Origin of the sequence: Bradyrhizobium sp. 199, from assembly GCF_023073355.1 — a bacterium.
In the GTDB taxonomy this organism is placed as follows: Bacteria; Pseudomonadota; Alphaproteobacteria; order Rhizobiales; family Xanthobacteraceae; genus Bradyrhizobium.
Genome location: NZ_JADPJI010000002.1, coordinates 442,042 through 468,421, shown reverse-complemented (window position 1 = coordinate 468,421; position 26,380 = coordinate 442,042). Strand labels below are relative to the sequence as shown.

At 65.2% G+C, this 26,380-nt stretch carries 26 protein-coding genes and 3 pseudogenes; 13 read left to right on the top strand and 16 right to left on the bottom strand.

Annotation, left to right across the window (positions count from 1 at the left end):
* The first annotated feature begins 127 nt into the window (after positions 1 to 127).
* Positions 128 to 763, top strand: coding sequence for a LysE family translocator (locus tag IVB28_RS02150; RefSeq protein ID WP_247524415.1), 636 nt, complete (start codon positions 128 to 130; stop codon positions 761 to 763).
* A gap of 50 nt (positions 764 to 813) precedes the next feature.
* Here the strand turns inward: IVB28_RS02150 and IVB28_RS02145 are convergent, their stop codons facing one another.
* Positions 814 to 1,440, bottom strand: coding sequence for a glutathione S-transferase family protein (locus tag IVB28_RS02145; RefSeq protein ID WP_247524414.1), 627 nt, complete (start codon positions 1,438 to 1,440; stop codon positions 814 to 816).
* A gap of 183 nt (positions 1,441 to 1,623) precedes the next feature.
* Between IVB28_RS02145 and pyrE the strand changes: the two genes are divergently transcribed.
* Together pyrE and IVB28_RS02135 are read left to right on the top strand one after the other, a co-directional pair.
* Positions 1,624 to 2,187, top strand: coding sequence for an orotate phosphoribosyltransferase (gene pyrE / locus IVB28_RS02140; RefSeq protein WP_247524413.1), 564 nt, complete (start codon positions 1,624 to 1,626; stop codon positions 2,185 to 2,187).
* 310 nt (positions 2,188 to 2,497) lie between these two features.
* The gene (locus IVB28_RS02135; protein WP_247524412.1) at positions 2,498 to 3,277 is read left to right on the top strand and encodes a DUF2865 domain-containing protein; all 780 of its coding nucleotides are present in this window, start codon (positions 2,498 to 2,500) and stop codon (positions 3,275 to 3,277) included.
* Positions 3,278 to 3,411: 134 nt separating this feature from the next.
* On the opposite strand, the gene IVB28_RS02130 is transcribed toward IVB28_RS02135, so the two are convergent.
* The 7 genes from IVB28_RS02130 to IVB28_RS02100 form a co-directional block, all read right to left on the bottom strand.
* A complete protein-coding gene (locus tag IVB28_RS02130) occupies positions 3,412 to 3,843 on the bottom strand; it encodes a hypothetical protein (RefSeq protein WP_247524411.1) in 432 nt (143 codons plus the stop codon).
* 108 nt (positions 3,844 to 3,951) lie between these two features.
* Entirely contained in the window at positions 3,952 to 4,623 is a 672-nt protein-coding gene (gene pdeM, locus IVB28_RS02125) for a ligase-associated DNA damage response endonuclease PdeM (RefSeq protein ID WP_247524410.1), read from the bottom strand.
* A gap of 53 nt (positions 4,624 to 4,676) precedes the next feature.
* Complete coding sequence (locus IVB28_RS02120; protein ID WP_247524409.1) at positions 4,677 to 7,262, bottom strand: ligase-associated DNA damage response DEXH box helicase; 2,586 nt, start codon at positions 7,260 to 7,262, stop codon at positions 4,677 to 4,679.
* Positions 7,263 to 7,341: 79 nt separating this feature from the next.
* Positions 7,342 to 7,707, bottom strand: a complete 366-nt coding sequence (locus IVB28_RS02115) for a nuclear transport factor 2 family protein (RefSeq protein WP_247524408.1) — start codon at positions 7,705 to 7,707, stop codon at positions 7,342 to 7,344.
* Between the two features lie 151 nt (positions 7,708 to 7,858).
* On the bottom strand, positions 7,859 to 8,209 hold the full coding sequence (locus IVB28_RS02110; protein WP_247524407.1) for a RidA family protein: 351 nt from the start codon (positions 8,207 to 8,209) through the stop codon (positions 7,859 to 7,861).
* Positions 8,210 to 8,308: 99 nt separating this feature from the next.
* Positions 8,309 to 9,223, bottom strand: coding sequence for a PHB depolymerase family esterase (locus IVB28_RS02105; protein ID WP_247524406.1), 915 nt, complete (start codon positions 9,221 to 9,223; stop codon positions 8,309 to 8,311).
* 3 nt (positions 9,224 to 9,226) lie between these two features.
* Positions 9,227 to 10,885 (bottom strand): FAD-binding dehydrogenase, encoded by a 1,659-nt coding sequence (locus tag IVB28_RS02100; protein WP_247524405.1) that lies wholly within the window; start codon positions 10,883 to 10,885, stop codon positions 9,227 to 9,229.
* Positions 10,886 to 11,146: 261 nt separating this feature from the next.
* Between IVB28_RS02100 and IVB28_RS02095 the strand changes: the two genes are divergently transcribed.
* From IVB28_RS02095 to IVB28_RS02075, 5 genes are all read left to right on the top strand, one after another.
* Positions 11,147 to 11,668 carry a hypothetical protein gene (locus tag IVB28_RS02095; RefSeq protein WP_247524404.1) on the top strand — a complete coding sequence of 174 codons (522 nt, stop codon included), beginning with the start codon at positions 11,147 to 11,149 and terminating at the stop codon, positions 11,666 to 11,668.
* A 162-nt stretch (positions 11,669 to 11,830) separates the two neighbouring features.
* On the top strand, positions 11,831 to 12,025 hold the full coding sequence (locus tag IVB28_RS02090; protein WP_247524403.1) for a hypothetical protein: 195 nt from the start codon (positions 11,831 to 11,833) through the stop codon (positions 12,023 to 12,025).
* Between the two features lie 23 nt (positions 12,026 to 12,048).
* Entirely contained in the window at positions 12,049 to 12,639 is a 591-nt protein-coding gene (locus IVB28_RS02085) for an SCO family protein (protein WP_247524402.1), read from the top strand.
* A 247-nt stretch (positions 12,640 to 12,886) separates the two neighbouring features.
* On the top strand, positions 12,887 to 13,822 hold the full coding sequence (locus IVB28_RS02080) for a transporter substrate-binding domain-containing protein (protein WP_247524401.1): 936 nt from the start codon (positions 12,887 to 12,889) through the stop codon (positions 13,820 to 13,822).
* Between the two features lie 182 nt (positions 13,823 to 14,004).
* Positions 14,005 to 15,648, top strand: coding sequence for a lysine--tRNA ligase (locus IVB28_RS02075; protein ID WP_247524400.1), 1,644 nt, complete (start codon positions 14,005 to 14,007; stop codon positions 15,646 to 15,648).
* A gap of 59 nt (positions 15,649 to 15,707) precedes the next feature.
* On the opposite strand, the pseudogene IVB28_RS02070 reads toward IVB28_RS02075, so the two are convergent.
* Together IVB28_RS02070 and IVB28_RS02065 are read right to left on the bottom strand one after the other, a co-directional pair.
* A pseudogene (locus IVB28_RS02070) lies at positions 15,708 to 16,029 on the bottom strand (carbonic anhydrase family protein); the annotation flags it as partial.
* 25 nt (positions 16,030 to 16,054) lie between these two features.
* On the bottom strand, positions 16,055 to 16,666 hold the full coding sequence (locus IVB28_RS02065) for a TetR/AcrR family transcriptional regulator (RefSeq protein WP_247524399.1): 612 nt from the start codon (positions 16,664 to 16,666) through the stop codon (positions 16,055 to 16,057).
* Positions 16,667 to 16,757: 91 nt separating this feature from the next.
* On the opposite strand from IVB28_RS02065, the gene IVB28_RS02060 reads away from it, so the two are divergent.
* Genes IVB28_RS02060 through IVB28_RS02050 form a run of 3 tightly spaced genes read left to right on the top strand, consistent with a single transcriptional unit; the run spans position 16,758 to position 18,465 of the window.
* Positions 16,758 to 17,216 carry an ester cyclase gene (locus IVB28_RS02060; protein ID WP_247524398.1) on the top strand — a complete coding sequence of 153 codons (459 nt, stop codon included), beginning with the start codon at positions 16,758 to 16,760 and terminating at the stop codon, positions 17,214 to 17,216.
* Between the two features lie 44 nt (positions 17,217 to 17,260).
* A complete protein-coding gene (locus IVB28_RS02055; protein WP_247524397.1) occupies positions 17,261 to 17,752 on the top strand; it encodes a DUF3237 domain-containing protein in 492 nt (163 codons plus the stop codon).
* Positions 17,753 to 17,769: 17 nt separating this feature from the next.
* Positions 17,770 to 18,465 (top strand): aquaporin, encoded by a 696-nt coding sequence (locus tag IVB28_RS02050; RefSeq protein WP_276576207.1) that lies wholly within the window; start codon positions 17,770 to 17,772, stop codon positions 18,463 to 18,465.
* Between the two features lie 12 nt (positions 18,466 to 18,477).
* Here the strand turns inward: IVB28_RS02050 and IVB28_RS02045 are convergent.
* Positions 18,478 to 19,158 (bottom strand): annotated as a pseudogene (locus tag IVB28_RS02045) (helix-turn-helix transcriptional regulator).
* Between the two features lie 293 nt (positions 19,159 to 19,451).
* Here IVB28_RS02045 and IVB28_RS02040 point away from each other — a divergent pair.
* A complete protein-coding gene (locus IVB28_RS02040) occupies positions 19,452 to 19,796 on the top strand; it encodes a DUF952 domain-containing protein (RefSeq protein ID WP_247524396.1) in 345 nt (114 codons plus the stop codon).
* Positions 19,793 to 20,890 (top strand): quinone-dependent dihydroorotate dehydrogenase, encoded by a 1,098-nt coding sequence (locus IVB28_RS02035; RefSeq protein ID WP_247524395.1) that lies wholly within the window; start codon positions 19,793 to 19,795, stop codon positions 20,888 to 20,890. The genes IVB28_RS02040 and IVB28_RS02035 overlap by 4 nt, the downstream gene beginning before the upstream one ends.
* 90 nt (positions 20,891 to 20,980) lie before the next feature.
* Here IVB28_RS02035 and IVB28_RS02030 read toward each other — a convergent pair whose 3' ends face one another.
* The 5 genes and pseudogenes from IVB28_RS02030 to IVB28_RS02010 form a co-directional block, all read right to left on the bottom strand.
* Positions 20,981 to 22,306 (bottom strand): MATE family efflux transporter, encoded by a 1,326-nt coding sequence (locus IVB28_RS02030; RefSeq protein ID WP_247524394.1) that lies wholly within the window; start codon positions 22,304 to 22,306, stop codon positions 20,981 to 20,983.
* A gap of 1 nt (position 22,307) precedes the next feature.
* Positions 22,308 to 23,043: pseudogene (locus IVB28_RS02025) on the bottom strand (MBL fold metallo-hydrolase).
* 18 nt (positions 23,044 to 23,061) lie between these two features.
* Positions 23,062 to 23,367 (bottom strand): DUF6460 domain-containing protein, encoded by a 306-nt coding sequence (locus IVB28_RS02020; protein ID WP_247524393.1) that lies wholly within the window; start codon positions 23,365 to 23,367, stop codon positions 23,062 to 23,064.
* Between the two features lie 269 nt (positions 23,368 to 23,636).
* Entirely contained in the window at positions 23,637 to 25,298 is a 1,662-nt protein-coding gene (locus tag IVB28_RS02015; RefSeq protein WP_247524392.1) for a cisplatin damage response ATP-dependent DNA ligase, read from the bottom strand.
* Positions 25,295 to 26,332: a ligase-associated DNA damage response exonuclease gene (locus IVB28_RS02010; protein WP_247525320.1), complete on the bottom strand. Its 1,038-nt coding sequence runs from the start codon at positions 26,330 to 26,332 to the stop codon at positions 25,295 to 25,297. The genes IVB28_RS02015 and IVB28_RS02010 overlap by 4 nt, the downstream gene beginning before the upstream one ends.
* Positions 26,333 to 26,380 lie beyond the last annotated feature (48 nt).

Sequence of the window (26,380 nt, the reverse complement as noted above, 5' to 3'; positions counted from 1 at the left end):
GCGGCGCACCGTTCACGCTGCGCCGCGTCCGGGACACGAGAGTTGAATTGTCCTCCGAGCAATTGCGTGATGGCCCCATTTCGCCGCGCATATTAGAACCGGTGTTATCTCCCGCGCCGGTTCAATCATGCCCCACACCTCCGCCCTGCTCGGCTTCGCCCTTATTTGCCTCGGTCTCGTGCTCACGCCCGGACCGAACATGATCTATCTGATCTCGCGCTCGATCACGCAGGGGCCCGCGGCCGGCATCGTTTCGCTCGGCGGCGTGGCGCTCGGCTTCGTGTTCTACATGCTGTGCGCTGCGTTCGGCATCACGGCGCTGCTGCTGGCCATTCCCTTTGCCTATGACGCGCTGCGCCTCGCCGGCGCCGGATATCTGTTGTGGCTCGCCTGGCAGGCAGTGAAGCCGGGCGGACGCTCGCCGTTTCAGGTCAGGAAGCTGGCCATCGACAGCCCGCGCAAATTGTTCGCGATGGGGTTCGTCACCAATCTGCTCAACCCGAAGATCGCGATGCTGTATCTGGCACTGCTGCCGCAGTTCATCGATCCCGCCGCTGGGAGCGTGCTGGTGCAGTCGGTCGTGCTCGGCGCGATCCAGATCGCGATCAGCGTCAGCGTGAATGCGATGATCGCACTCGCCGCCGGATCCATCGCGCTATTCCTGGCGAGCCGGCCGAGCTGGATGCTGGTGCAGCGCTGGCTGATGGGCACGGTGCTGGCGGGGCTCGCGGTGCGGATGGCGGTCGAAGCGAAGAAGGCTTGACCGCCGTCGTAAGCCTCGCGCTCGTGTCCGGGGTACGAGGGGCTGGCAGGCTAATCCAGCTTCGCGTCCATCCCCCGCTTCACCGCCGGACGGGCCATCAGGGCTTCATACCAGCGCCTGACATTGGGGAAGTCCGCCAGTTCAACCTTGTGGCGAGGATGACGCCAGGCCCAGCCCAGGATGGCAAAATCGGCAATTGAGAGGTCGCCGGCGACGAAATCGCGCCCCTCCAGGCGGCGGTCGAGCACTCCATAGAGCCGGCGCGTCTCCGCCATGTAGCGCTTCAGGCCGTAGGCACGGTCCTGCTCGTTCTCGAGCGCGATGAAATGGTGCACCTGGCCCGGCATCGGGCCGAAGCCGCCCATCTGCCACATCAGCCATTCGTAGACGGGGATACGGGCGCCAAGCGGTTTCGGCAGGAATTTGCCGGTCTTTTCGCCGAGATAGAGCAGGATCGCGCCTGATTCGAAGATGCTGACGGGCTTGCCGTCGGGGCCCTCGGGATCGACGATCGCGGGGATCTTGTTGTTCGGGGAGAGCTCGAGGAACCGAGGTGCCATCTGCTCGCCCTTTGTGATGTTCACCGGGATCACCTTGTACGGCAGCCCCATCTCCTCCAGCGCGACCGAGATCTTGCGGCCGTTCGGCGTGTTCCAGGTGTGCAGCTCGATGGTCATTCCCATGTCCTTCCCAGGAGGCGTCGTGCCCGACTTCGGCTCTCAACTACTCCAGAAGGTCGCGCCCCCACAACCGTCAGCCCTGGACGGCCGATCCCTGTTGACGAGGGACGCCCCCTCTGGAATGTCGCGGCCGTCGCGGATAAATTCCGCCTCCTCTAAAAAGCTGTTCGAGGGACCGTCGTGTCGAAATCTGCCTCCCGCGCCCGCCTGTTCGAAATCATCCGCCGGCGCTCCTTCGGCCGCGGCGAGGTGACGCTCGCGTCGGGCCGCAAGAGTGATTTCTACTTCAACCTCAAGCCGACCATGCTCGACCCCGAGGGGGCGACCCTGCTCGCCGAGCTGACCTTTGAGGCGCTGAAGGACGACAATCTCGATTTCATCGGCGGCCTCGAAATGGGCGCGGTGCCGCTCGCTGGTGCACTGGCGCAGATCTCCTGGATCAAGGGCCATCCGATCGCAGCCTTCTTCGTGCGCAAGAAGCCGAAGGAGCACGGCGCCAAGCTCGCGATCGAAGGCCTGCCAAAGGGCGAGACGCTTGCAGGCAAGCGCGTCGTGATCGTCGAGGACGTCACCACCACCGGCGGCTCGGCGATGAAGGCGGTGGAATCCGTGCGCGAGACCGGCGCCGAGGTGGTGCTGGTGCTGACAATGGTCGACCGCGAGGAAGGCGCCACCGATACGTTCGGTGCGGCCGGCCTGCCGTTCCGTTCGCTGTATAAGGCATCGGAATTCTTGAAGGCGTGAGGCCTTCCGTGTCCCGGGCGCGGCGCAGCGTTCCGGCGATGCGAAGCATCGTCCGGTACGGTGGGCCGCTGAACCGGGACCCAGCTGTTTCCGCATCGGGATGGGCCCCGGCTCTGCAGCGCACCGCTGAAGGAGCGCTGCGCTGCGTCCGGGGCACGAGACCAACTCTCCCTCAACCGCTCATTTACCATCCGGCCTTATGGTGAATCATGTGCTGAGACCCCCCTTGGGATCTCGGCCGGTTCAGTAGCGTCGGGTGGAGTGAGCGTTGCGTACAGTCCTGTCCCATGCGCGCCGGCGGCGTCGCGCGATGCTTGCAGCCGCTACCCTGGCAGCACCGCTGCTTGCGGCTCCCGCCCCGGTTTCGGCCGAAGGCCTGTTCGATTTTTTCTTCGGCGGCATGCAACAGCAGCGGCCGCAGCGCGAGGTGCCGCAACAGGCGAGCTCCTACGCCGATCCTTTCACCGGCCAGCAAAATGCCGCAACCCCGCAATATGTGCCGCCGACACGGTCCGCTGCGGCAGGCGGTTCGGGCCCGGCCTTCTGCGTGCGCAGCTGCGACGGCAAATATTTTCCGCTGATGCGCGGCCTCACCTCGCCGGCACAGATGTGTCAGGCGTTCTGTCCTGCCGCCGCGACCAAGGTCTTTTTCGGCTCCTCGATCGACGGTGCCGCCTCACAGACCGGCGAGCGTTACGCGGACAGCGAGAACGCATTCGCCTACCGCAAGGCGCTGCGCGCCGACTGCACCTGCAACGGCCGCGAGCCGGTCGGCCTTGCCCCGGTCGATCTCGCGCTGGACTCCTCCCTGAAAGCGGGCGACGTGATCGCCACCACTGACGGCCTCGTCGCCTATACCGGCATCCGCGTCGGCAACGACCAGGCGGCGGACTTCACCCCGGTTGCGTCCTATCCCGGCCTCACCGCCCAGGTCCGCGCGCGCCTCGGCGAGATGAAGGTGGCTCCGGTGCGAGCGGAAACGGTGTCGGCCGATGCGCCCGCTGCGGAGATCATGCGTGAGACGCCGTCCAATGTGGCGGTGCCGAAGACGGCGGCGCAGAGATCGGCGAAGCGGGCGGGATTGGATTAACTCGCTCTCGTGTCCCGGACGCGGCGCGGCATGCAATGACGCGACGCAGAGCCGGGACGCAGAATGCCGCGAGATGGGTCCCCGGCACTGCAGCGCATCGCTTGGCGGGCTGCGCTTTGTCCGGGGCACGGCGATCACCTTCCGATGATCACCCCGATCACGTTCGGCGCCGCCAGATATTTCTCCTCGATCGCCGCGCGTGCGGCGGCGCGGTTGTCCGGCGTCAAGAGTCCGCGCTTCTCGGCCAGGATCATCCAGCAGAAGCCCCACCAGTCCGTCAGCATGCCCTGATCGCCGACGAGATCGTAGCCCTGCTCAGCCGCGAAGATGCGCGCATGCGCTTCGTCGAGCGTGTCGAGAAACAGGTGATCCTCGGTCGAGAACAGAGCATCGCTGACATCGTCGATGGTGTAGCCCCAGATCGACTGGCACACCGCGTTGAATTCGCGGTCGAACTGGTCGTCGTCGATCCTCTGGCGCGCCGCGGCCTGATGCAGCCGCGACAGCGAGCGCGCGAAATCGGCGATACGGGTGAGGGCAAATTGATCGAAGGCGATAGTGGACATCTAGTCCTCGCAAAGTCTGACAGACGCTAGATATTGTGGGCAGCGCGCCGAATCACAATGATATATCAAAGACTTGCTAAAGTGTTCTTAATTTGTTCCGAGGAAATCTCAGGAACAGCGCGAGGCCGCAATGGCGTGGACGCGGCGGTCGCCCAAGAGATGGGCGACAAAGCCATTGGCCGGGAAGATCTTTGCGAACGCCACGTCGCGGATGCTGAGGCCGCCGGCATAAGCCCCGAACGCCGGCATCACCGCGCGCATCCCGTCGGAGGCGAAGCAGCGACGCTCCATCGAGCGGCCGCGCGCGGAGACGCGCGCCTTGGGATGAAGATGGCCGGCAATCTCGCCGCGCACGCCGGTGGGCTCATGACGGAAGGTGATCGGGCCGATCGCGACCTCGTCGGCGATGGTGCCGCCGAGATCGCGGGGCAGTATCGGGTCGTGATTGCCGGAGATCCAGATCCAGTCGCGGCCGGTTTGGAGCGCGGCGACGGCATCGCGGTCGTCCGACGACAACCGCTCATGCGCCTTTCGGTCGTGAAAGCTGTCGCCGAGCGCGATGACGGTGCGCGGATCATGGCGGGAGATGGCAGCAGCGAGACGGCTCAGCGTTGCGAGCGTATCGTAAGGGGGCAGCAGCACACCGCGGGTGGCGAAGCTGGAGCCTTTTTCCAGATGCAGGTCGGAGACGACCAGCAGGCGCTGCTCTTCCCAGAACAGCGCGCCGGAGAGATCGGCGGCGAAGGTCACGTCGGTGATGGTGACGGTGGACACGCGCATGTCGTTGACATCCCCCGATACCTGCGCGCCAACAGTCACGTCAAAACCCGTTCTTATCCCATCGCCTCTTTGACGAGCTCATCGGCGGCTTCCGCCAAAAGTTCGTCTGCAGCTTCGCCATAGACTGACTCGCGGCCGATTTCCAGCATCACGGGCACCGCGAGCGGGGAGACGCGGTCGAGTTCCCGGTGCGTGATTCGGCCGTGGATGCGGGCGAGCATGTCGCTGAGGCGGCGCAGGTCAAGCAAACCCGTGGCGGCGTCGGCGCGGGCGGCGCGCAAGAGGACATGATCGGCCTGGTGCTTGCGCAGCACGTCATAGACGAGATCAGTCGAGAACAGCACCTGGCGGCGGCTCTTCTCCTCGCCAGTGTGCCGGCGCGCGATCAGGCCGGAGATGATCGCGCAGTTGCGGAACGTGCGCTTCATCAAGGCAGACTCCGCAAGCCAGGCTTCGAGATCGTCGCCGAGCATATCAGGGTCGAACAGCGCGTTGAGGTCGATCCGGCCATCGCGGATCATGAAGGACATGTCGCCGAGCGCCCAGACTGCGATGGCATATTCATTGGCGACGAAGCCGAGCGGCCGCGCGCGGGCGCGCTCGAGGCGCCGCGTCAGCAGCATGCCGAGGGTCTGATGCGCGAGGCGTCCCTCGAAGGGATAGCAGACGAGATAGTGCTTGTTGGAGCGCGGAAAGCTCTCCACCAGGAGCTCGCGTACCGCCGGCACTTGGCTGACGTCCCTTTGCAGCGACAGCCAGTCGCGCACCTGCTCCGGCAAGCCGCCCCAGGCGCGCCCGTCGTCGAGCAGCCGGCGCACGCGCTCGGCAAGATAGGTCGAGAGCGGGAATTTGCCGCCCATATAGGACGGCACTTTCGGGTCCTTGTCATGCGCGCGCGAGACATAGACCTGGTCCTCGACCAGGGTTTCGTAGCGCACCACCTCGCCTGAGAACACGAAGGTATCGCCGGGGCTGAGGCCCTCGATGAAGGCTTCCTCGATCTCGCCAAGCAACCTGCCGCCGCGCGCGATCACGCCGGTCGAACCGCCCGCTTTTCCTTGGCCGCCGCGCGAGCGCACCAGCCGCACCTTCAGCATGTCGTCCTCGACGATGGTGCCGACATTCATGCGGTAGCTCTGCCGCACCTTCGGGTTGGCGACGCGCCAGCGCCCCTCCTTGTCCTGCTTGATGCGGGCGAAGCGCTCATAGGTCTTCAACGCGTAGCCGCCGGACGCCACGAAATCGACGACGTCGTCGAAATCCTGCCGCGACAGGTCGGCGTAAGGCGCCGCGGTGCGAATCTCGGCATAGAGTTCATCGGAGAGGAACGGCTCGCCGCAGGCACAGCCCAGCACATGCTGGGCCAGCACGTCGAGGCCACCCGTGCGCAACGGCGGCGTATCCTGCGCGTTCTCGGCAATCGCGTCGATCGCGACGCGGCACTCCAGCACCTCGAAACGGTTGGCCGGCACCAGCACCGCGCGCGAGGCCTCGTCAAGGCGGTGGTTGGCGCGGCCGATGCGCTGCATCAGGCGCGAGGAGCCCTTGGGCGCACCGATATTGACGACCAGATCGACATCGCCCCAGTCGACGCCGAGGTCGAGCGAGGAGGTGCAGACAACGCCGCGCAATCTGCCCGCCGACATCGCGTCCTCGACCTTGCGGCGCTGGGCGACGTCGAGCGAGCCGTGATGCAGCGCGATCGCGAGGCCGTCGTCGTTCATGCTCCAGAGATTCTGGAACAGCATCTCGGCCTGGCTGCGGGTATTGACGAAGACGAGCGTGGTCTTGTTGGCCTTGATCAGCTCGTAGATTTCAGGGAGCGCGTGGCGCGCGCTGTGGCCGGCCCAGGGCAGGCGCTCGCGCGTGTCGAGCATCTCCACTTCAGGCGGCGCCGCCCCGCCGGCGACCACGATGTCGGCGGCGGCTTCCTTGCCGCCGGGCTGCGGCACCAGGAAGCGCGCGAGCTGATCCGGCTCGGCCACGGTTGCCGACAGGCCGATCGCGCGCATCTGCGGCGCGAGGCGCCACAGCCGTGCAAGGCCGAGCGAGAGCAAATCGCCGCGCTTGGACGTCACCAGCGCATGCAGCTCGTCGAGCACGATGCGCTTCAGGGAGGAGAACAGGAACGGCGCGTCGTCGGAGGACAGCAGCAGCGCAAGTTGCTCGGGCGTCGTCAGCAACACGTCCGGCGGATAGCGCCGCTGCCGCTGGCGCCGCGATACCGGCGTGTCGCCGGTGCGGGTCTCGACCTTGATCGGCAGCGCCATCTCGGCGATCGGCCGCTCCAGATTGCGCGCGATGTCGACGGCGAGCGCTTTCAGCGGCGAGATGTAGAGCGTATGCAGGCCGCCGGAACGTTGCACGCTGCGGCCGGTGGAGACGAGGCTTTGCTTCGCACCTGCGTTCCGTTCGGCCGCTTCGGTCGAAAGCTCCACCAGCGTCGGCAGAAATCCCGCCAGCGTCTTGCCGGCGCCGGTCGGCGCGATCAGCAGCGCGCTAGCGTCCTCGCGCGCCTTTTCCAGCAGCGCCAATTGATGCGCGCGCGGCGACCAGCCCCGTGCCGCGAACCATTGCTGGAAGCGGCCAGGCAGCAGCGCGGCCGGCTCGGCCGATGTTTGGAGAATACGGGGCGGCACGGCATGACACGTAAGCCGTGGCGGTGGGTTCGTCGAGGGGTGGGGTCCCTCCCGCCGACGGCGAGGAGGGTCAGCGGTCTCACGCTCCGGCCGGCACCTGGTCGAGAAAGCCGGTCACGCTTCTGATGCGGCCGTCCTTCAGCACGGCGAAATCAGTGCCCTTGATCGGGCTGTCGGTGCCATCGGGACCAAGTCCCCACGAAAAGCGGATGTGATCGCCGTAGCCGTTGGGCTCGCCGATCAGCTGAAACTTGAAATCGGGAAAGCGCTGTTGCACGCCTGCGATCAGCGCCTCGATGCCGTCGCGGCCATCGCCCTTCATCAGGGGATCGACATAGCTCGCATCCGTCGTCCAGTTTTCGCTGAGCAGCTCGCGGCGCCGGCCGGCCGTGCGCTCGTTCCAGAGCTCGATGTAGCGGCGGGCGATGGTGATGGGGTCGGTCATGGGGCTCTCCTTCGATGGGGCCGTATTCGGCTGACCGTCACTATCGAAGGTTCACGCGCGCCGATCGATTACCTCAGAGGTCATCGTTGCGCGAAAAAATAAGAGCGCGATGATGTTGTCATCGCGCTCCATCGCCTGCGATGTTCGACGACTACTTCGCAGCCGTAACCATGATCTCGACGGTGTATTGCGGCGCCGCCAGCTTGGCTTCGACGGTGGCGCGCGCCGGGGTGTTGCCGGGCGAGACCCAGGCGTCCCACACAGCGTTCATCTCGCCGAAGGTTTTCATGTCGGTGATGTAGATCGTCGCCGAGAGCAGCTTCGACTTGTCGGTGCCGGCCTTGGCGAGATGGCCGTCGATGGTCGCCAGGATGTCCTGGGTCTGCTTCGTCACGCTTTCGCCGCCGGCTTTGTTCGCGACGACGCCGGCGAGATAGACGGTGTCGCCGTGCACCACGACCTGGCTCATGCGCGGGCCGGTTTCAAAACGCTCGATGCTCATTGGGGGATCTCCTCACTGGAATGGCGGCCCTGTCTAGCCCAGTGCCTCGGGCTCTGCCACCCCCGGCGCGCATGCGTTGCCTGCCGATGCATGCGTCGTTTACGGAAGCTGACTGAAAAATGTCCAGATTGTCTCGGCTCCGTCGATGTCGCTGTTCTGTGACCCCAGCAGACTGGTTGCGACCCTTGGGAAGCGGGCATCCGGGGCGAAGCCGGGCATGCGGTGACCGCCATGATTGATGCGATAGAGCACGACGTCGTGCCCGGCCGGGCAGCGCGAGGTGATCCGGGTGATCGTGGACTGATCCGCAGGATTCTTGTCGGGCAGATCGACCGTCCCCGCGTCACCTGTCTCGCAGCCATTGAGCTTGCGCCAGAACGCCAGGGTCTCGTCGGTCGACCAGAATCCATCTGCGGCATAATAGCTCGATCCGCGTCCGCCCTCGTAAGGCACCAGCGGATCGGCCGTGCCGTTGATGAGCAACATCGGCAGCGGCCGTGACGGATGGCACGTGACCGCGGCCTCGTCGGTGAGATTCATGATCACGCTCGCGCCCGCGGCAAACAGATCGGCGCGGGCGCAAACCAGCGTCATCGCCATGGCGCCGCCATTGGAGCTGCCGGCGACATAGACGCGCTTTGCATCGGCCGTGCCGTCGGCCACCAGCTTTTCGACCAGCTTTGCGATGAAGGCGACATCATCGGTACCCACCGGTGGTCCGCGCAGGGCGGGTCCCGCCTTCGTCCGCGCATCGGCCCAGGCGTGGTTGAGGCCGTCGGGAAACACCACGGCAAAACCTTCTCGTTTCGCGACCTGCGGCCACGCCGTCCGCGTGACCATGTCGGCGCCGCGCTGGGTCTTGCCATGCAGGACGATCACGAGCGCTGCAGGCTTTTTCGCCGGCAGTTGCGCGGTGTAGGAGCGCTTCACGCCGTTGACGTCGATCGTCTCGGCGGATGCGACCGAAGCGGCGGCCAATGCCGCAACAAACGCCGCGATGCGCAGCCGCCGCATGATCTAGCCGACCGCTTTGGCCGCGGCACGTCCCGCATTGCGGCCCGAGAACAGGCAGCCGCCGAGGAACGTGCCTTCCAGCGAGCGATAGCCGTGCACGCCGCCGCCGCCGAAGCCGGCGGCTTCGCCGACCGCGTAGAGGCCGGGAATGACGCGTCCCTCGCTGCCGAACACGCGGGAGTCGAGATCGGTCTCGAAGCCGCCCAGCGTCTTGCGGGTGAGAATGTTGAGCTTGACCGCGATCAGCGGCCCCTGCGCGGGATCCAGGATCCGGTGTGGGGAGGCGGTGCGGATCAGTCTGTCGCCGATATAGCGGCGCGCATTGTGAATGTTCATCACCTGCGCGTCCTTGACGTAGGGATTGGCGATCTCGCGGTCGCGCGCCTCGATCTGCATCCTGATGTGCTCGAGCTTGAGAAGGTCGCTGCCGGCAAGCTTGTTCATCCCGGCAACAAGGTCCTCGATCTTGTCGCGTACGATGAAGTCGACACCATGGCTTTTGAACGCTTCCACCGGCGCCGGTGCGCCCTTGTTGGTGGCGCGCTTGATCGTCATGCGCCAGCTCTTGCCGGTCAGGTCGGGGTTCTGCTCCGAGCCCGATAGCGCAAACTCCTTCTTGATGATGCTCTGGGTCAGGATGAACCAGGAATAATCGTAACCCGTCGCCATGATGTATTGGAGCTGGCCGAGCGTGTCGGAGCCCGGAAACAGCGGCGCCGGCAGCCGCGTGCCTGTGGCGTCGAACCACATCGAGGACGGCCCGGGCAGGATACGGATGCCGTGACGCGGCCAGATCGGTGACCAGTTCTGGATGCCCTCGACATAATGCCACATGCGGTCGCGATTGATCAGCCGCGCGCCTGATTTCTCGGTGATGCCGATCATGCGGCCATCGACATGTTCGGGCACGCCGGAGATCATGAATTTCGGGGGATCACCGAGCCGCTTCGGCCAGTTCTGCCGGACCAGCTCGTGATTGCCGCCGATGCCGCCGGACGCCACGATGACGGCCTGCGCTTTCAGCGAGAACTCACCGGCGACGTTGCGCGAGGAGCTCTTGCCGCGCTCGACATTGTCGGGGGCGAGGATCGCGCCGCCGACGCCATCCACCGTGCCGTTGGTGATGGAGAGCGCGTCGACGCGGTGGCGGAACCTGAAGCTCAGCCGGCCGCCGTTGGCAGCCTCTCGCGCGCGGCGCTCGAACGGCTCGACAATGCCGGGGCCGGTGCCCCAGGTGACGTGAAAGCGCGGCACGGAATTGCCGTGGCCCATGGCGTCGTAGCCGCCGCGCTCGGCCCAGCCGACCACGGGAAAGATGCGATGGCCCATGGCCCGCAGCCAGGCGCGCTTCTCGCCGGCCGCGAACGCCACATAGGCCTCAGCCCATTGCCGCGGCCAGAAATCCTCGTCCCGGTCGAAGCCCGCGGCACCGATCCAGTCCTGCATGGCCAGGGCGAAGGAATCCTTGATGCCGAGCCGGCGCTGCTCCGGCGAATCGACCAGGAACAATCCGCCGAACGACCAGAACGCCTGGCCGCCGAGCGACTGCTCGCCTTCCTGGTCGACCACGATCACGCGCTTGCCCGCTTCGGCGATTTCGGTTGCGGCGACCAGTCCCGACAGTCCCGCGCCGACGACGATCACGTCCGTCTCTTCAGCCATGTATTCCCCCACCCTAAATTCCCTGTATTTGCCCGGATTGAAGCCAGCGGTTGTAACTGAGATCAAGTGTGTGGCGCGCAAGACATCCTTAACTTGTTCCACTTTGGGATAAAGACTGTCCGAGTGCAGCGCGGACGCAACACTGGAATTGAATTTGGTTTGAGCGAGCCGGCCCGCCTAGACAAAACTTCGGTTACGACGGACGCTAGCCGTGCATCACCACCTGACAAGCAGATTCGAATTCGACCGGGGCGGGGGCCAATGAAGTTTCTGACGGGGTTGCTTGCGGCGGTTCTGTTGATCGCTGGCATGGGGGCTTCTCACGCGGTGGTTCGGATCGCCGATGATCGCGGCGGCCGGATCGGAACCTACGTCGACAAGTACCAGGATCTGCGTCAGTCCGGCGAAACCGTCATCATCGACGGCCTCTGCGCCTCCGCCTGCACCATCGTCCTCGGCGCGATCCCGCATGACCGCATCTGCGTGACCTCGAGCGCGACGCTTGGCTTCCACGCGGCCTGGGATTTCGGCAGCAATGGCCGCGCCATTACCAATGCCGAGGCGACCCAGATGCTCTATGCGATGTACCCATCGCAGGTGAAGCGCTGGATCAGCCAGCGTGGCGGCCTCACCCCGCACATGCTCTTCCTGAAGGGCAGGCAGCTCCAGGCCATGTACAAGCCCTGCTACCTGGACGCCCAGGCCTCGGCGATCAAGCCGTCGCGACGGCCTATGCCGCAAGCGGACCAGATCGAATCCGCCCGCGGCCAGCTCCTGCGCTGACGTTCTCGGCCTGACTGTGGCGTTCTAGCCCGCCGGCAGTGCCTTGGCCCGCTGGCGGCGCTTCCCTGCTGGCGGCGCTTCCCTGCTGGCGGCGCCTTGCCCACGGGCGGGCCGAAGCCTATCTGAGGGTTGGGAACCCGGGCTTTTGCCCCCATCATTGCCATGGCTCAACCAGTACATCCGGCACATCGCCTCCAGGACAATTCGCCCACTGCCGGCCGGACGCCGTCCGTGCTGCTGTTGGCCGGCGTGGCGATCGGTGGATTGCTCGTGCTCGGCGCGCTGGCGCTGTGGTTCCACTACGGCACGCAGATGTTCTTCGAAATGATCAGGACCGGTTTCGCCGCCTGCTTCTGATTCGCGACAGGAAGTTTCCGCTCATGAGTTCCGCCGCCCGTCCGCTGGTGATCGCGACCGCCTTTGCCGCAAGCCTCATTGTCGGCCTCCTGATCATGTTCTGGGCCATGGGCGGGGTCAGCAAAGTGGCGCAACCGGCCGCCATCGGCGGCCCGTTCCAGCTCACCGACCAGAACGGCAAGGCCGTCACCGACAAGAGCCTGAAGGGCAAGCCGACGCTGATTTTCTTCGGCTACACCCATTGCCCCGACGTCTGCCCGACGTCGCTGTTCGAGATCTCGGAAGTGCTGCGCGCGATGGGCAAGGATGCCGACAAGGTCAATGCCGTCTTCATCTCGGTCGATCCCGAGCGGGATACGCCCGCGACCATGAAGGAGTATCTGTCGAGCTTCGATCCGCGTCTCGAAGGCCTGTCCGGCGATCCCGCCGAGACCGCCAAGGTCGTCTCCTCCTACCGGGTCTACGCCAAAAAAGTCCCGACCAAGGACGGCGACTACACCATGGACCACACCGCACTGATCTATCTGATGGACCGCGACGGCCGCTTCGTCTCGCCGTTCAACCTGAAGCGAACCCCGGAAGAAGCCGCGGCGGATTTGAAGAAGTATCTTTGACGTTTGTTTTCCGGGAGCTCGCGCGACGGGCTCGGTGTAACCTCTCCCGCTTGCGGGAGAGGCGGCGCAACCCGCCGGGTGAGGGCTCTCCCCTCATCGGGGCTGTCCCATTGCGGAAGCACCCTCTCCCCGACCCTCCCCCGCAAGCGGGGAAGGGAGCGCACCCTGACCGCAATCCTGCTCGCGTTCCCGGCCGGATGGGCTATAAGGCCCTCCGATCCCAACGAAATTCGTTCATTTTCAGCCGATGGCTCCATCGCAACAGGCGAAATCGTCCAAATCCGCCCGTGGCTTGCTGACCGGGCTGGTGGTCGGCGTTTGCCTGCTCGTGGGCCTGCCCGGCGCACAGGCGCAGGCCCCGGCCAAGCAGCCCCCAGCGGCCCCCCAAGGAACGCCGCAGGTCGCACCCCAGGCCGCCCCGCAGGCCGTCCCCGGCTTCTGGGATCCGCGGCGGCGACCGGAGCGGCCCGACCTGTCGCGCCTGACCGTGATCCGCTTCCTGACCGAGACCGACTATCCGCCGTTCAACTACACCGGGGCCGACGGCAATCCGGCCGGCTTCAATGTCGATCTTGCACGCAGCCTGTGCGAGGAGATCAAGGTCACCTGCACCGTGCAGATGCGCCGCTTCGAGACGCTGGTCGATGCGCTCTCCTCCAACCGCGGCGATGCCATCATCGCCTCGATGGCGGTGAGCCCGCAGCTGCGCGCCCGGGTCGACTTCACCGATCCCTACTACCGGGTGCCGGCGCGCTTCGCCTCGCGCAAGGACGCGGTGATGCCGGAAGTCCGGCCTGAATATCTCGAGGGCAAGAAAGTCGGCGTGATCGGCGGCTCTGCGCACGAGGCCTATCTCAAGGCCATGTTCACCGACGCCGAGCTGCATCCCTATCCCAACGACGATGCGATGCGCGCCGCCTTGCGCAAGGGCGATGTCGATTTCATCTTCGGCGACGCCATCTCGCTCGCGTTCTGGATCAACGGCACCGATTCCGGCGACTGCTGTGCCTTCTCCGGCGGCCCCTTCGTCGAGAGTCGTTTCTTTGGCGAAGGCATCGGCATCGCCGTGCGCAAGGGCAACGACGTGCTGCGCCAGGCCCTGAACTGGGCCCTGTTCCGCGTCTGGGAAAAAGGTCGCTACACCGATCTGTGGCTGCGGTATTTCTCGGTGAGCCCGTTTTAGCTTCGCTGCCTCCTTGTCGTCACGGCGAGGAGCGCAGCGACGAAGCAATCCAGAGTGCTTCTGCGGAAAGATTCTGGATTGCTTCGCTTCGCTCGCAATGACGGTGGGTGCGGTTGCACCGTCTCGCAAAATTGCATTCTGCCCGGAAATCGCTATTTTCCGCGGCCCGGAGGCCTCTGTAGATGTCCGCTATCGATCTTGCCGCGAACCCGAGCGATTTGCGTGCGCTCGCCGAACAATCCAACGCCTGGCCGTTCGAGCAGGCGAAGGCCATTGTCGCGCGGCTGAAGAAGAGCCCCAAGGACGAGGTGCTGTTCGAGACCGGCTACGGGCCGTCAGGCCTGCCGCATATCGGCACGTTCGGCGAGGTCGCGCGCACCTCGATGGTCCGCTATGCGTTTCGCGTGCTGACCGAGGACAAGATCAAGACGCGCCTGCTCGCCTTCTCCGACGACATGGACGGCTTCCGCAAGGTGCCCGACAACGTCCCCAACAAGGAGATGCTGGCCGCGCATCTCGGCAAGCCGCTGACGCGGGTGCCGGATCCGTTCTCGAACGAATATCCGTCGTTCGGCGCGCACAACAATGCGCGGCTGCGCGCGTTCCTCGATCATTTTGGCTTCGACTACGAGTTCGCGAGCTCGACCGACTACTACACATCAGGCCGCTTCGACGCGACGCTACTGAAGATGCTCGCCGCCTACGACAAGGTGATGGCGATCATCCTGCCGACGCTCGGTCCCGATCGCCGCGCCACCTATTCGCCATTCCTGCCCATCAGCAAGACGACGGGTGTCGTGCTGCAGGTGCCGATGATCCGCCGCGACGTCGCGGCCGGCACGGTGACTTATGTCGACCCTGATACGAACCAGGAAGTCGAAACATCAGTCACCGGCGGCAATGTGAAGTGCCAATGGAAGGCCGACTGGGCGATGCGCTGGGTCGCGCTCGGCGTCGATTACGAGATGGCCGGCAAGGACCTGATCGATTCGGTGAAGCTGTCCGGCGCGATCGCCAGGGCGCTCGGCGCCACGCCGCCCGAAGGCTTCAATTACGAGCTCTTCCTCGACGAGAAGGGCCAGAAGATCTCGAAGTCCAAAGGCAACGGCCTCACCATCGATGAATGGCTGCGCTACGCCTCGCCGGAATCGCTGTCACTGTTCATGTACCGCGAGCCGAAGGCGGCCAAGCGACTCTATTTCGACGTCATCCCGCGCAACGTCGACGACTATCAGCAGTTCATCGACGGCTTTGCCAAGCAGGATGCGAAGCAGCAGCTCGGCAATCCGGTCTGGCACATCCATAACGGCAAGCCGCCAAAATTCGACATGCCCGTCACGTTCCAGCTTCTGCTGACGCTGGTGTCGTCGTCGAACGCGGAGAATGCCGAGACGCTGTGGGGCTTCATCGGCCGCTATCGCCCGGGCGTGAGCCCGCAGACCCATCCGAAGCTGGATGCGATGGTCGGCTACGCCATCAACTATTACCGCGACTTCGTCGCACCGACGAAGCAGTTCCGCGAACCCACGGAGACCGAGCGCGCTGCCTTGCAGGATCTGCGCGATGCGCTGTCACAGCTTGCGCCGGAGGCTTCGGCCGAGGACATCCAGAACGTCGTCTACGAGATCGGCCGCCGCGAGCCGTTCCTCGATCAGGTCAAGAAGGGCAAGGACGGCCGTCCCGGCGTCACGCTTGACTGGTTCAACATGCTCTACCAGGTCCTGCTCGGCCAGGAGAAGGGCCCGCGCTTCGGCTCCTTCGTCGCGGTGTACGGCTTGCAGAACGCCGTGAACATGATCGACGGTGCGCTGGCGCGGAGCGCTTAGCCGAGCAGAAAAAGCGTAGCCGGATGAGCGCGGCGACATCCGGGCTACGGCACTTCCACTCAGATCGACCTGCGCACGTAACGCCGGTATCCTTCTGCACCGGGCACGCGTTCATCGGATAGAGCTTTGCGAACGCAGCGACATCCGTGGCCAGGACCTGAATCGGGTCGGTCAGCAACAGCCATTCGACCACCTGCGATCGGGCGGCGTCGTCAGCGAGCCGGATAGCGGAAACAGCTGAGCCTCATTGGCAGTATGGCGTGGCGGATCGATCGATGCCCGCATCCGCTTTCACGCGGGGCCTTCCGCCGCCGGCATGGTCTTGACGATCTTTCCGAAGGCCGCGTTAGGCCTGCCCTCGGTCATCAGCACGCCGACCACGGGCGATCGCGAGGTCGAGACCGGTTCACGCCTTCTGGCGGAATGTCTCGAGCACGGCCGCGACGATCTCCTGTCCGTTTCTGCGCAGCTTCTTGGAATCGTCCGCGTAGGGGAGCAGCAGCCCGATCTTGCAGATCATAGCGTCAATCATCCGGCTCAGCAGATCGACATCGTCCGCGTTCAATTCGCCATCGCGCTTCAGGGCCCGTAGCGTCGCGATCAGTAGCGCGGTCGGATAGGTCTCCTCGATCTCGCGATAGCGCGGCTCGCCGAGCACGGCCTGCGCTTCCTGGATGACGATGCGCGCATAGTTCGGCTCTTCGCAGGCGTCCAGATACGCATTGATGCCGGCGCTGAGACGGTCCCAGATCTTGCGCTCTCCGCGCGCCGCGGCTTCGATTCCGGCGGCGGCCTCGCGCTGCATGGCGACCACCACGGCGTCGAACAGCGCCTTCTTGTCCTCGAAGTGATGGTAGAACGCGCCGCGCGTCACCCGCGCCGCCCGCGAGATCGCCTCCATGCCGGCCGCCTGAAATCCATGCGCGGCAAAGGCCGCGCGGCCAGCATCGAGCAGCGCCTGCCTGGTGGCCTCGCTGTACTCTTCCCGACGACTCTTCGGAGGATCCTTCGCCCGCATCGCGCGCAACCTAATACTTGACGCGCAGGTATCAAACGGCATATAACATACATTGTGTATGTATTAAACACGTAGAATGTAAGAGGTGGCCATGGACGGCGGGCGCATGTTCGAGCTGGCGGAGAGGCTGGCGGTCGCGAAGAGTCGGCAGGATGTCCCTGCGGCGCTGGAAGTCCTGCATCCGGATATGGTGCTGGAGACGCCCGCTTTCGGCACCCGGGTGCAGGGCCTCGCGGAAAACGAGCGCATCCTGACGCGCTTCTTCAAGTCCTTTCCGGATTATCAAATCGTGCTCGATGGCCACGCCTGTTCCGACGGCACGCTGGTCTGCTGGGGCACCGCGCGGATGACGATGACCGGCGATCGCTTCGGCGTCGTGCCGAACGGCCGCCGGGCCGAGCTGCCGGTGTTCATCACCTTTGCCTTTCGTGACGACAGAATCGCGCATGAACGCTTCGTGTTCGATCTCTCCGAACTCTGCGCCCAATCCGGCGTCTCGACCGATGCGGTCAGGCGCAAGCTGTTTGGCGACGCCGCGCAGGCGGCATAGATCGCCGACAGCCTTCCGTCCACGACATCAAGGAGCGCCAGACCATGGCCGATCCACGCGTGAAGTCCGCCGGTGACCTTGCGACCCGGCATCTCTTCGACGTCGTCGTCGATCTCGATCCGCGCCTGAATTTCGGCGCGGGGCCCGTTGGGCAGCGCGTGCTGTTCGGCGCAGCCAAGGGCTCGTTCGAAGGCCCGCGCCTGCGCGGCGAGGTGCTGCGGGGCGGCGGCGACTGGGCGTTGTTTCGCGCCGACGGCACCATGACGCTCGATGTCAGGCTGTCGCTGCGCACCCATGACGGCGAGCCGATCTACATGACCTATGGCGGCCGCTGGGTGACGCCGCCGGCTTTGCGCGCCGACATGGCGGATCCGGCGCGACGCACCAAGGTCGACCCCGCCGGATATTACTTCCGCACCAATCCGCTGTTCGAAACCGGCTCGCAAACCTATGCCTGGCTCAACGACATCGTCTGCGTCGGCAAGGGTTATCTCGTCGAAGGCGCCGTCGCCTACAAGATCTTCGAAGTGCTGTGAGGCTCTCGGTGGATGCGTTGAGCGAGTTGAGACGTGGCGGCGATCGCAACGACAGCCCCTCGCTCGCGCGGTCACTGGTGGCAGAGGGACTTGGCACCGCCTACCTGCTGGTCGCGATCGTGGGCTCCGGTATTCTTGGCGAGAGGCTGGCAGCGGGCAATGTCGCTCTGGCTTTGCTCGCCAACGCGCTCTCAACGGGGGCCGCACTCTACGCCCTGATCGTCTGGCTCGCGCCATTGTCGGGCGCCCATTTCAATCCACTCGTCTCGCTGGTGCTGGCATTTCGCGGCGACCTCGCGCCGCGCGACGCCATATTCTACCTGCCAGCCCAATTGGCCGGCGCCGTCGCCGGCGTTGCCATTGCTGACTCGATGTTCGACTTGCCGCCCTACTCGCTGTCATCCCATCTTCGCAGCGGTCACTCGCAATGGATGAGCGAATTCCTGGTCACGTTCGGCTTGATCGGAATAGTGTGGACCTGCTCCCGCCTGCGGCCATCCGCTCTCGCGGGCGCGGTCGCGGCCTATATTGGAGCCGGCTTCTGGTTCACCGCCACGGACTTTGCCAATCCCGCGGTCGCCCTGGCGCGCGCATTCACCGATACGTTCTCCGGAATTCGTCCGATCGACGTACCCGGCTTCCTCGTCGCGGAAATGCTGGGGGCTCTGGCGGCCGTGTTGCTGTTTCGGTGGCTTGTGCCGAGCTTGCGCTGACGAAAAGCGAGGTCACTGGCTCGTCCACACGATCCGCGCGATCCAGGCGAGGTCGCTCACCTGGATCGTGAGCGCACTTACGACGCATCGAGCGGCTGCAGGTCCAACGCCGTCGCCGTGCGGCGCTTCAGTGTCGCGATCGTCACCTCGTCCGTCCTCGTCTTCACCACGGCACGATCGCCCTTGCGGACCGGCGTGCCGGGCGAGACCAGAATGATGTCGCCGTCGCGTTAGACGGGCAGCAGCGCTTCGCCGGAAATCCGCAGTGCGAAGCTTTGGTTGTCCTCGGCGGTGGGAAGCGCAAATTCGGTCCAGCCCTTGCCGACCGTAAAGCCGGCCTCGTTGAAGACGCCGCTCGTACCCGCCAGCGCGAAGCCGAGCAGCGGCACCGAGCGGACGTCGCCTGCCTCGTTGCCAACCAGGCTGGCAAAGGTGTCGATCGATGAATCTGCCGCCGTCAGCGCCTTTGCGATCGATTCGGTCGAGGGCCAGCGCTCGCCGCTGTCGGAGGTGACGCGCTTGGACCTGTTGAAGGTGGTGGGATCGAGCCCGGCGCGCTTGGCAAGGCCGCGACAGGCCGGCGCGCTCCGCCAGCCGATCCAGCGCGACCCATATCTGGTCGTGAGTCGGTATCTTCTGCGCATTGGCCTCTCTGACCGTCGGTATCTTCTGCGCATTGGCCTCTCTGACCATCGAAGGTCCAGCCCGTCGCAACTCCGGAAAACTGTCCTCAAATCAACCGGTTTTCCGGTTTTTCGCGCAAGCGGCGACGGGACAGGCGTTCCAAGCGAGACGAACACCGGTTCGTACCCAGAAAACGCGTCGCCACAGAAATTTAGAGCCACGGTCCGATTTCATCGGAACGGAATTGGCTCTAAGCCTTGAGTTCGGAAGGGGCGGCCTTTACGGTCCCGCCCGGGTTTTGAGAACCCCCGAGAGACGAAAAAACCCAAAAGACTCAAAGAGCAAACAGGGCTGCGGTAGCGGTGGTCAAGATCTACAAAATCTGTCCGGCCTCGGCCTGGCGCGAGGCGGAACGGCAGGGTGTCTACCTTGGCAGCGCGGACGATGCGCGCGACGGCTTCATCCATTTCTCGACCGCTGCCCAGGTTCCCGAGACCCTCCGCAAGCACTATTTCGGGCAGCGTGCGCTGTTCCTGATCGAGGTCGACGGCGACGCGCTCGGAGCTGAGTTGCGATGGGAGCGCTCGCGCAATGACGAGCTGTTTCCACATCTCTATGGCGAGTTCGATCTCGGCGCGGTGATCGCGGTGACGAACCTCAACATGCGCTCCGACGGCAGCCACGACACTCCGGAGCTGTTGCCGTGATTCGCGCTTTCGACGCCTTTTCGCTGCCGGTGCTACGCTGGCTCGATCCGGAAGACGCACATCGCCTGGCTATCCACGGCCTGCGCTTCCTGCCGCCGATCAAGCCGCGCGCTGACGATCCCAAGCTCGCGATGCGCGCCTTCGGGCTCAACTTTCCCAATCCGATCGGCATGGCTGCAGGCTTCGACAAGAGCGCGGAGGTGCCGGACGCCCTGCTGCGACTCGGCTTCGGCTTCGTCGAGATCGGCTCGGTGACGCCGAAGCCGCAAGCTGGCAATCCGCGGCCGCGGCTGTTCCGGCTCGAGCGCGACGAAGCGATTATCAACCGCATGGGTTTCAACAATGACGGGGCGGATGTCGCGTTGCGCCGGTTAGCTGCGCGCGCGCAGCACGGCGGCATCGTCGGCGTCAATGTCGGCGCCAACAAGGATTCGCCGGACCGGGTCGCCGACTACGTCAAGCTGATCGAGACCTTTGCGCCGGTCGCGAGCTATTTCACCGTCAACGTCTCCTCGCCGAACACGCCCGGCCTACGCAATCTGCAGGAAGGCGCGCTGCTCGACGAGCTCCTCGCGCGGGTGATCGACGCCCGCGAGCGGGTGCGCCAGAAGGCCGGCGACACCCCGGTGCTGCTCAAGATCGCGCCTGATTTGAGCCTTGCCCAGCTCGACGACGTCGTGCAAGTCGCGCGCTCGCGCCGGGTCGACGGCATGATCGTGTCAAACACGACGATCGCGCGACCGAGCACGCTTCGCGAGGAGATGCGCGCCAAGGAGCAAGGCGGCCTGTCCGGCCGGCCGCTGTTCCGGCTGTCGACGCGGATGGTCGCGGAGACCTATGTGCGTGTCGAGGGTGCATTCCCGCTGATCGGCGTCGGCGGGGTGGACTCCGGCGGCGCCGCGCTGACGAAAATCCGCGCCGGCGCCAGCCTCATCCAGCTCTATTCGTCGCTGGTCTATAAGGGCCTCGGACTCATCGACGAGATCAAGCGCGACCTCACCTCGACGCTGCTCCGCACCGGGCGGGATTCGCTGTCCGAGATCGTCGGCGCCGATGCTGCGACGCTGACTGCGGAAGACTGGCCGGGGATGTGAGGCGCTGCGCGTAGCCCGATGGAGCGCAGCGCAATCCGGGAATCCGTCCGCAGGCTCGAAGGCCCCGGATTAGGCTGCGCTCCATCCGGGCTACGGCTTCCAGAACGTCGCCCTGAACTGCGCCGGATAGCGCGCGGCCTGCAAGCCGCCGCGCGAGAGGTAGGAGGCCATCAGCGCCCACCACAATCCGGCATTGCCGAACGATTGCAGCGCCCACCAGGTGCCGAGGAAGATCGCGAGCGAGGCCAACATGAGATTGCGCATCTCGCGCGCCCAGGTCGCGCCGATATAGATGCCGTCGAAGCCAAAGGCGAACACGCCGGGAATGGGTGCGAGCACGACGAACGGCAGGAATTCGCGCGCGGCACGGCGGACGTCTTCGCTCGCCGTCATGACATCGATCAGAGCCGGCCCGCACAGCGCGAACAGCACGGCGACGACGATGGCGAAGCCGAGCCCCCACAACAGCACCAGCCGGGTCGAATCGGCAAATCCTTTCGGATCGCGTGCGCCGAGGGTGCGACCGCAGAGCTGCTGCGCCGCGTTGGCGAGACCGTCGAGGAAGAACGCGCTGATGAACAGGAAGTTGTTGAGCACGGAATTGGCGGCCAGCGTGACGTCGCCGGCTTGCGCGCCCTTGGCAGTGAAGAACAGGAACACGGTGATCAGCGCACCGGTGCGGATCATGATGTCGGAATTCACCGCCAGCATCCGCAACAGCTTGTCGCGGTCGAGCAGCGTCCTGTACGGCACTGCAAAGCCTCCCTCGGCGTAATGGCGGCAGAAGATCACGCCCAGGGCGAACCCGAGGGCTTCCGATAGCAACGCTGAGATCGCGGCGCCCGCGATGCCGGTGTCGTAGACCAGCACCAGCAGGATCGTGGCCGCCATGTTGACGAGGTTGATGACGACCTGAAGCAACAAGGCCGAATTGGCACGGGCCTTTCCGATCAGCCAGCCGAGGATGACGTAATTGGCGAGCGCGAACGGCGACGACCATATCCGGATCTTGAAGTAGGTTTGGGCGGCATGCGTCACCCCTTCGCTGCCGCCCATGAGGTCGAACAGCACCGCGGCCAACGGCAATTGCAGCCCGATCAGCGCGGCGCCGATCAGGCCGGCAACGATGAGGCCGCGCGCCAGGATCGCGGCCGGCTCGCGCACCTCACCCGCGCCCAGCGACTGCGCAGTGAAGGCGAGCGTGCTCATGCGCAGGAAGCCGAACAGCCAGAACAGGCAGTCGAAGATCACCGACGCGATCGCGACGCCGCCAAGCAGCGCGGCATCGTCGAGCCGTCCGATTGCCGTGGTGGAGACCACGCCGATCAGCGGCGTCGTGAGGTTCGCGACCATCGCGGGACCGGCGATGGCGAACACCTGGCGGGAGTCGATCTTGGGGGAAACGGGCGCGTGCATCTCAGAATACGAGGACCATGCCGTCTTCGGCGGCGAGATGCGAAATATTGTCCAGGCGCGAGAGCATGTCGTCGTTCATATGGGTGAGGACGAGGCGTTTTGCGCCGATGTCGGCGCAAATGCTGTTCCAAGGTTTTCAGGCTGAGATGGTTCTTGACCACCTTCTCGTACATATAGGCTTCGGCGATGAAAAGGTCGGCGCCTCGCGCCAGCGGAATGAGCGTGTCCGTCCATTCGGTGTCGGCGCTGTAGGCGAGCGTGCGGCCCTCGGCCTGGACGCGGTAGGCAAGGAAGGGGCCACCGGACTCGCCGTGGACCACTGGATAGGGCGTCACCGTCACCGCGCCGAAGGTCTTGCTTTGCTCGGGCGCGAGCTCCACGACCTCGAGTTCGAAACGCTGTTTGGTCTTCGAGGAGTGCTCGAACAGCGCCTCCATCAATTGGGCGAGCCGCGTCGCGATGCCTTGCGGTCCCGCAATCGTCAGCGGCCGCGTCCGCCGCGAAAATTGCGCGTCGAGCAGCAGGAACGGCAACCCGGCAAAGTGGTCGCCGTGGAAATGCGTGATCAGGATCAAGTCGATGTCGTCGCGCGCGATCTCGAGCCGCTTCAGCGCCGGCAGAGCCGACGCGCCGCAATCGATCAGGAAATTGGTCTCGCGCCCCGAGACGTGGAAGCAGGTGTTGAGCCTGCCACCCGAGCCGAAGGCGTCGCCGCAGCCGACGAAACGCAGTTGCATCGGCTGCGGACTCCCAACTTACCGGCCGCGCGGCGTGCCGAGCACGCGCGAGAACAGCCAGATCGGGATCACGATGACCGCGCCGAGCAGGAAGTAGCGCCACAGCCAGTTCACCGTGTCGAAGCCGAGATCCCACAAACGCTGGAACAGGAGGCGAATGCTGGTGAGGATGTTCCAGGGATCGAAGCCGATCGCGGCGAGCACGACGCCGACCAGGATCGAGAGCAGGACCAGGCGAAACGCGACCGCGAGCGGCGAGCCGCCGAGAAAGCGGTTCAGCCCGTCGCTGCGGCCGGCCGGCAAATCTCTGACGTCTTGGACCATCTCAAACTCCTCAGGCGGATTCGACCCCATTATAGGGCACGGCGAGGCACATGGGGAACCCGGATCGGTGCGTCAATCGGGTTACGGGAGTTTAATTCAGGCATGCCGCGGCTGGCTGCAACCTCTCCCGCTTGCGGGAGAGGTCGCGCCGAAGGCGCGGGTGAGGGCTCTCTCCTCATTCGGAATCCCACTGCGGAAACATCCTCTCCCGCAAGCGGGCGAGGGGGCGCGCTGCCTTCGTGGTGGCACTCGGGCCGATCTCGCTCTCTTCAAGCCTCAATCTCGACGGCCTCCGCCTTCAACATCCTCTCCAACGTCTCCAGCCTATCCGCCTCCTTTGGCGGCTTGTCCCAGCGCAGGCGGCTGATGCGGGGAAAGCGCATGGCGACGCCGGATTTGTGCCGCGGCGAGCGCTGCAGGCCCTCGAACGCCACCTCCAGCACCAGACCCTGGTCCGGCTCGTGCACGACATGGCGAACGGGGCCGAATTTTTCCGTGGTGTTGCGGCGGACGAAGCGGTCGATCTGGAGCAGCTCCTCGTCCGTAAAGCCGAAATAGGCCTTGCCGACGGGCACCAGTTCGTCGCCGCCCTCGCCGGCGGTCCAGACGCCGAAGGTGTAGTCGGAGTAATAGGACGAGCGCTTGCCATGACCGCGCTGCGCATACATCAGCACGGCATCGATGATGTGCGGATCCCGCTTCCACTTCCACCACTGGCCCTTCGGCCGCCCTGGCAAATAGGGCGAATCGCGCCGCTTCAGCATCACGCCCTCGACGGCGTCCGAATCCTCGCCGGCGCCGGCACTCGCCGGATCGGCGCGCGCAGCGGCCAGCGCCTCCCAGCTTGTGAAGGGCACGGTGGGCGACAGATCGATGCGGGGATCGCCGAGCTCCCCGATTAAGGTCTCCAGCCGCTCACGGCGCTCCGCGAAGGGCAGCTCCCGCAAATCATTCTCGTCGTCGCCGAGCAGATCGTAGGCGCGTAGGTGGATCGGAAACTCCTTGATCAGCTTCGGCGAGACGGTCTTGCGGTTGAGCCTCTGTTGCAGGACGTTGAAGCTCTGCACGCGGCCCTCACGCAGAATCAAAAGCTCGCCGTCGATCGCGCCGGGCAGGCGCAGCGACGGCACGAGGTCGGGAAAGCTCCCCGTGATGTCCTCGCCGGTGCGCGAATAGAGCCGCGCCGTGACATGACCGCGCTCGTCGCGTCCCGCCACCGCCTGCACCCGAATGCCGTCCCATTTCCATTCGGCGATGTAATCGGAGGGATCGAGCGCGGCAAAATCCGTCTCCTCGATCGCATGCGCCAGCATCACGGGCCGGAACGGCGCGGGATCGCGATTGACCGGCTTCTCGGCGCGGCCCTCCAGCCAGGCGAACAGGTCGAGATAGGGCGGTGAGAGGCCGGGCCAGATCAGCTCGACCTCATGCGGGTCCTTGTCACCTAGCGCGGCGGCCGCGGTCTTGGCGAGGCGCGCGGAGATGCCGATCCGCAAGCTTCCCGTGACGAGCTTCAGCAGCGCCCAGCGGCCGGTCTCATCCAGCTCGTCGAGCCAGCGTTCGAGCTGCTTCGGCAGCTCGGTCTTGCCGAGCGTACGTAGAGTGGTGACGACTTCGCTGAGGGATGGGGGCGGTGGATTGTTGTGGCCGGCCAGCGCAGCCTTCGGCCACATCAGCGCCACCGTCTCCGAGAGGTCGCCGACATAGTCGTAGCTCAACCCAAACAGCACTTCATCCGTGCGCGCCGCAATGAGATCGCGGATCAGCGCGGGCTTGGCGTGCTTGAAGCTGAGCGCGCCGGTGAGTGCGGCTAGCGCGTAGCCGCGGTCGGGATCGCCGACCTCACGAAAATAGCCGGTGATCAGCCGCAGCTTGTTGTTGCGGCCGGGCTCATAAGCGAGGCGGTCGAGAAGTTCGGCGAAGCGGTTCATGCTTCGGTCTCGTCAATGATCGGCGTCTCGCTCTCCTCCTCGTCGCCATAACCGACGAGGTCGAGCGGCTGCGCTTTCAGGCCTTTGCTCCGGCACCAATGCACCAACGCGTCTTCCTGACCGTGGGTGACCCAGATTTCGCCGGCGCCGGTCGCGCCGATGGTGGCGGTAAGGCCGTCCCAATCGGCGTGGTCCGAGATCACCAGCGGCAGCTCGATGCCGCGCTGCCGCGCCCGGGCGCGCACGCGCATCCATCCCGAGGCGAACGCGGTGACGGGATCGGGAAAGCGTCGCGTCCAGAGATCTGATGTCGCCGAGGGCGGGGCCAGCGTGATGGTGCCGGCGAGCGCGGCCTTCTTGACGCCTTTGACCGGCCTGAGATCGCCGAGGGCGATGCCGCGGCTCTGGTAATACTCGGTGATCTTCTCCATCGCGCCATGGAGATAGATCGGCGCCTCATAGCCGGCTTGGCGCAGCAGCGCGATCACGCGCTGCGCCTTGCCGAGCGAATAGGCGCCGACGAGATGCGCGCGCTCGGGAAACAACGCGACGGAGGCCAGCAGCTTCTTCACCTCGTCCGCGGCATCGCCATGCCGGAATACAGGGAGCCCGAACGTTGCCTCGGTGATGAAGACGTCGCAGGGCACCAGCTCGAACGGCGTGCAGGTCGGGTCCGGCGCGTCCTTGTAGTCGCCGGAGGCGACGATGCAGGTGTCCTTGCATGTGACAGCCACCTGCGCCGAGCCCAGCACGTGGCCGGCCGGGTGAAACTTCACTTTGACGTCGCCGAGCCGGATCTCCTCGCCATAGCGGATGGCTTGCGTCGATCCGGCAAAGTTCTCGCCGTAGCGCAGCCTCATCATATCCAGCGTTTCCTGCGTCGCCAGCACCGCGCCGTGACCGGCACGGGCATGGTCGGAATGGCCGTGGGTGATCACGGCCCGCTCGACCGGCCGGACAGGATCGATGTGGAAGCCGCCGGGCTTGCAGCACAGGCCGGCAGCAACTGGCAGCAGGATGTCTTGGGGACGCATCGTGGTCATATAAGCACCGGCGCCCCACTATTCACCCGATATGTGCGG

What these genes read in the sequence shown, in the direction of transcription:
- IVB28_RS02150 (WP_247524415.1), top strand. Translation starts at nt 128, where the DNA reads ATGCCCCACACCTCCGCCCTGCTCGGCTTCGCCCTTATTTGCCTCGGT.
- IVB28_RS02145 (WP_247524414.1), bottom strand. Translation starts at nt 1,440, where the DNA reads ATGACCATCGAGCTGCACACCTGGAACACGCCGAACGGCCGCAAGATC.
- IVB28_RS02135 (WP_247524412.1), top strand. Translation starts at nt 2,498, where the DNA reads ATGCTTGCAGCCGCTACCCTGGCAGCACCGCTGCTTGCGGCTCCCGCC.
- IVB28_RS02130 (WP_247524411.1), bottom strand. Translation starts at nt 3,843, where the DNA reads ATGTCCACTATCGCCTTCGATCAATTTGCCCTCACCCGTATCGCCGAT.
- pdeM (WP_247524410.1), bottom strand. Translation starts at nt 4,623, where the DNA reads ATGCGCGTGTCCACCGTCACCATCACCGACGTGACCTTCGCCGCCGAT.
- IVB28_RS02115 (WP_247524408.1), bottom strand. Translation starts at nt 7,707, where the DNA reads ATGACCGACCCCATCACCATCGCCCGCCGCTACATCGAGCTCTGGAAC.
- IVB28_RS02110 (WP_247524407.1), bottom strand. Translation starts at nt 8,209, where the DNA reads ATGAGCATCGAGCGTTTTGAAACCGGCCCGCGCATGAGCCAGGTCGTG.
- IVB28_RS02105 (WP_247524406.1), bottom strand. Translation starts at nt 9,223, where the DNA reads ATGCGGCGGCTGCGCATCGCGGCGTTTGTTGCGGCATTGGCCGCCGCT.
- IVB28_RS02100 (WP_247524405.1), bottom strand. Translation starts at nt 10,885, where the DNA reads ATGGCTGAAGAGACGGACGTGATCGTCGTCGGCGCGGGACTGTCGGGA.
- IVB28_RS02095 (WP_247524404.1), top strand. Translation starts at nt 11,147, where the DNA reads ATGAAGTTTCTGACGGGGTTGCTTGCGGCGGTTCTGTTGATCGCTGGC.
- IVB28_RS02090 (WP_247524403.1), top strand. Translation starts at nt 11,831, where the DNA reads ATGGCTCAACCAGTACATCCGGCACATCGCCTCCAGGACAATTCGCCC.
- IVB28_RS02085 (WP_247524402.1), top strand. Translation starts at nt 12,049, where the DNA reads ATGAGTTCCGCCGCCCGTCCGCTGGTGATCGCGACCGCCTTTGCCGCA.
- IVB28_RS02080 (WP_247524401.1), top strand. Translation starts at nt 12,887, where the DNA reads ATGGCTCCATCGCAACAGGCGAAATCGTCCAAATCCGCCCGTGGCTTG.
- IVB28_RS02075 (WP_247524400.1), top strand. Translation starts at nt 14,005, where the DNA reads ATGTCCGCTATCGATCTTGCCGCGAACCCGAGCGATTTGCGTGCGCTC.
- IVB28_RS02065 (WP_247524399.1), bottom strand. Translation starts at nt 16,666, where the DNA reads ATGCGGGCGAAGGATCCTCCGAAGAGTCGTCGGGAAGAGTACAGCGAG.
- IVB28_RS02060 (WP_247524398.1), top strand. Translation starts at nt 16,758, where the DNA reads ATGGACGGCGGGCGCATGTTCGAGCTGGCGGAGAGGCTGGCGGTCGCG.
- IVB28_RS02055 (WP_247524397.1), top strand. Translation starts at nt 17,261, where the DNA reads ATGGCCGATCCACGCGTGAAGTCCGCCGGTGACCTTGCGACCCGGCAT.
- IVB28_RS02030 (WP_247524394.1), bottom strand. Translation starts at nt 22,306, where the DNA reads ATGCACGCGCCCGTTTCCCCCAAGATCGACTCCCGCCAGGTGTTCGCC.
- IVB28_RS02020 (WP_247524393.1), bottom strand. Translation starts at nt 23,367, where the DNA reads ATGGTCCAAGACGTCAGAGATTTGCCGGCCGGCCGCAGCGACGGGCTG.
- IVB28_RS02015 (WP_247524392.1), bottom strand. Translation starts at nt 25,298, where the DNA reads ATGAACCGCTTCGCCGAACTTCTCGACCGCCTCGCTTATGAGCCCGGC.
- IVB28_RS02010 (WP_247525320.1), bottom strand. Translation starts at nt 26,332, where the DNA reads ATGCGTCCCCAAGACATCCTGCTGCCAGTTGCTGCCGGCCTGTGCTGC.